Annotated in this window: 2 protein-coding genes; both read left to right on the top strand. The window is 76.2% G+C overall.

Annotated features, from left to right (window positions below; translation table 11 throughout):
- The first annotated feature begins 43 nt into the window (after positions 1 to 43).
- Complete coding sequence (locus tag ACTIDRAF_RS0221700) at positions 44 to 2,227, top strand: molybdopterin oxidoreductase family protein (RefSeq protein WP_016700814.1); 2,184 nt, start codon at positions 44 to 46, stop codon at positions 2,225 to 2,227.
- Positions 2,224 to 3,622, top strand: a 1,399-nt coding sequence (locus tag ACTIDRAF_RS0221695; RefSeq protein WP_016700813.1) for an FAD-dependent oxidoreductase, incomplete at its 3' end; no start/stop codon positions are given. The genes ACTIDRAF_RS0221700 and ACTIDRAF_RS0221695, both read left to right, overlap by 4 nt.

Raw genomic sequence — 3,622 nt, 5'->3', positions numbered from 1 at the left:
GTGCCCCCGGGCGGGGCGCACCCGTGGCGGGGGGGGGTGGGGCATGAGGGGCACGGCACCCGCGTCGGGCCCGCCGGGCGCGACCGCCGGCACGACCACCCACTGCCCCTACTGCGCACTCCAGTGCGGGACCGAACTGGTCGAGGAGGGCACGGGAGGAGGGGGACGTCCCGCGCTCGGGGTGCGTCCCACCGACTTCCCGGTGAACCAGGGCCGGCTGTGCCAGAAGGGGTGGACGGCCCCCCGCCTGCTCGCGGCGGGTGACCGGCTCCTGGCTCCGCTGGTGCGGGACCACCGGGGCGGCCCGGCGCGGGTCACCGACTGGTCGACCGCGCTCGACCGCGTCGTCGCCGGGATCCGCGCTGCCGTCGACCGGGCCGGCCCGGACTCGGTCGCGGTGCTGGGAGGCGGCGGGTTGACGAACGAGAAGGCCTACCTGCTGGGGAAGTTCGCGCGGGTCGCGTTGGGCACCAGCCAGATCGACTACAACGGGCGGTTCTGCATGTCCTCGGCCGCGGCCGCCGGGAACGCGGCCTTCGGCCTCGACCGGGGGCTGCCGTTCCCGGTCACCGACCTGGAGGCGGCGGAGGTGGTCCTGCTCGTCGGAGCCAACCCCGCCGAGACGATGCCCCCGCTGATGGCCAGGATGGCCGCCGCCGACCTCGTCGTGGTGGACCCGAGGCGGACCCCCACCGCCGAACGGGCGGCGCTGCACCTGCGAACCCGGCCCGGGACCGACCTGGCGCTGGCCCTGGGCCTGCTGCACGTGGCCGTCGTCGACGGTCACGTCGACCAGCGCTACGTCCGGGAGCGCACCACGGGGTTCGAGGAGGCCTGGCGGCACGCCGTCGCGTGGTGGCCGGAACGGACCGAACAGGTCACCGGTGTCCCGGTGGCCGACCAGCGGGCGGCGGTGCGGCTGCTGGCGACGGCGTCCCGCCGCTACGTGCTCACCGGGCGGGGCGCGGAGCAGCACAGCACGGGGACCGACACGGTCAGCGGGGTGGTCAACCTCGCGTTGGCGTTGGGCCTGCCGGGGCGGCGGGGCAGCGGTTACGGCTGCCTCACCGGGCAGGGCAACGGGCAGGGCGGCCGGGAGCACGGGCAGAAGGCCGACCAGCTCCCCGGGTACCGGTCCATCGAGGACCCCTCGGCCCGCGACCACGTCGCGCGGGTCTGGGGGATCCGGCCGGAGGACCTGCCCGGACCCGGGCGCAGCGCCTACGAACTGGTGGACGCCATCGGCCGCCCCGGCGGTCCGAGGGCACTGCTGGTCTTCGGCACCAACCCGGTGGTGTCGGCCCCGCGAGCCGGGCACGTCGCCGAGCGCCTCGCCGCCCTCGACCTGCTGGTGGTGGCGGACTTCGTCCCCTCGGAGACCGCCAGGACCGCCGACGTCGTCCTGCCCACCACCCAGTGGGCGGAGGAGGACGGCACGATGACCAACCTGGAGGGCAGGGTGCTGCGGCGGCGGGCCGCCGTGCCACCACCCCCCGGGGTCCGGTCCGACCTGGACGTGCTCGGCGCGCTCGCCACCCGCCTCGGTCAACCCGCCGCGCGGTTCCCGACCCGCCCCGAGGTCGTCTTCGCCGAACTGGCGGCGGCCTCCGCCGGCGGTCGGGCCGACTACTCGGGGATCGACTACCGCCGGCTCGACCGGGGCGAGGCGTTGCACTGGCCCTGTCCCCGCGCCTCGGGCGCGCCGCACGCCGGCACCCCGAGGTTGTTCCTGGACCGTTTCGCCCACCCGGACGGCCGGGCCCGGTTCCGGCCGGTCGCCCACCGTCCGAGCGCCGAGTCCCCCGACGAGGGCTACCCCTTGTACGGCACGACCGGGCGGGTGCTCGTCCACTACCAGTCGGGAGCGCAGACCCGCCGTGTCCCGGAGCTGGCGGCGGTCGAACCCGCCCCCTACGTCGAGGTGCACCCCGACACCGCCCGCCGAGCCGGGCTCGGCGCCGGGGACGTGGCCCACGTCGTCACGCGTCGCGGTCGGGTCACCGCCACCGTGCGCCTCGTTCCCCACCTGCGCGCCGACACCGTGTTCCTGCCCTTCCACTTCCCCGAGGAGGGACGGGCCAACCTGATCACCAACCCGGAGCTCGACCCGGTGAGCGGCATGCCCGAGTTCAAGGTGTGCGCCGTCCGACTCGAACGCGCGGACGGGGCCACTCCACCGGAACCGGGCGGGCCGGGCGGCTCCACCGGAGCGGAGGAGGTCCGATGAGCAGGATCGTCGTCGTCGGCAACGGGCCGGTGGGCCACCGGCTCGCCGACCGGGTCGCCCGGGCGGGCGGCCAGCACCGGATCACCGTGCTCGGAGCGGAACCGCGTCCCGCCTACAACCGGGTGCTGCTGCCCTCGGTGGTCGCGGGAACCCTGCACGGGGAGGACACCCGGTTGCCGCCGCCGGAGCCGGCGGTCGCCGTGCGGGTGGGGGAGCGGGTCACCGACGTGGACCGGACGCGTCGCCGGGTGCGTTCCTCCTCCGGGGTGACCCACCACTACGACGTGCTCGTCCTGGCCACCGGCGCGCGGCCGGTCTGGCCCGAGGTCCCCGGGCTGACCGGGCCCGCCGACCGGCCCGGGGCGGCGGTGGTGGCCCTGCGCACCCTGGGCGACGTCGAACGCCTGGGACGACGCCTCCGCTCCGGTCTGCCCGTGACCGTCCTCGGCGGCGGGACGCTCGGGCTGGAGACCGCGCGGGCGTTGGCGGCCAGGGGAGCGGAGGTCACCCTGGTCCACCGGTCCCGGTCCCTCATGGAACGGCAGCTCGACGACGTGGCGGGCGCCGTCCTCCTGGCCTCGACCCGGGCGTTGGGCATCACCGTGCACCTCGGCCACCAGCCGGTGGGCTACCGCGACGGGTGTCTCGTCCTCGACGACGGCCGGGAGATCCACGCCGCCCTCGTCGTGGTCGCTGTCGGCGCCCGACCGAGGACCGAGTTGGCCACCAGGGCGGGACTGGCGGTGCGTCGCGGTGTCGTCGTCGACGACACCCTGACCACCAGCGACCCCCGCATCCGCGCCATCGGTGACTGCGCCGAACACGACGGCGTGCAGTACGGGTTGCTCGCACCGGGCTTCGACCAGGCGGACGTCCTGGCCGCCCTCCTCACCCGTACGAGCCCGGCCGCCGCGTACCGGGGTTCCAGCACGGTCACCAGGCTCAAGGCGCAGGACATCGACGTCACAGCGCTGGGGGACAGCAGGGCGGCGGAGCCCGCCGAGCTGGTGACGATGGCCGATCACCGGCGGGGCCGCTACGCCCGGCTGGCGGTGCGGGACGACCGGGTCGCCGGGGCCATCCTGATCGGGTTCCCCCGGGCGGCCGCCACCCTGGGGCAGCTCTACGACCGGGGCGATCCGCTGCCGGACGACCCGTTCCACCTGGTGCTCGGCGAGACCGGTGGCGCGCGGGGCCCGGACCCCTCCGAGCTGCCCGACACCGCCGTGGTGTGCCGGTGCGGCGCCGTGTCCAAACAGGCCCTGGTCACCGCCTGGCGGGTCGGCGCCCGGGACGTTCCGGCGCTGAGCCGGGTGACTCGCGCGGGCACGGGCTGCGGTGGCTGCGCCGCCACCCTCACCAGCCTGTGCCGGTGGCTGGACCGTGCCGAACCGG

The sequence above is a fragment of the Actinoalloteichus spitiensis RMV-1378 genome (assembly GCF_000239155.1).
GTDB lineage: Bacteria > Actinomycetota > Actinomycetes > Mycobacteriales > Pseudonocardiaceae > Actinoalloteichus_B > Actinoalloteichus_B spitiensis.
The sequence above is the reverse complement of the archived record's forward strand: the minus strand, read 5'-3'. Positions and strand labels throughout refer to the sequence as shown.

Coding starts and splice junctions, on each gene's coding strand:
- ACTIDRAF_RS0221700 (WP_016700814.1), top strand. CDS start 44: ATGAGGGGCACGGCACCCGCGTCGGGCCCGCCGGGCGCGACCGCCGGC.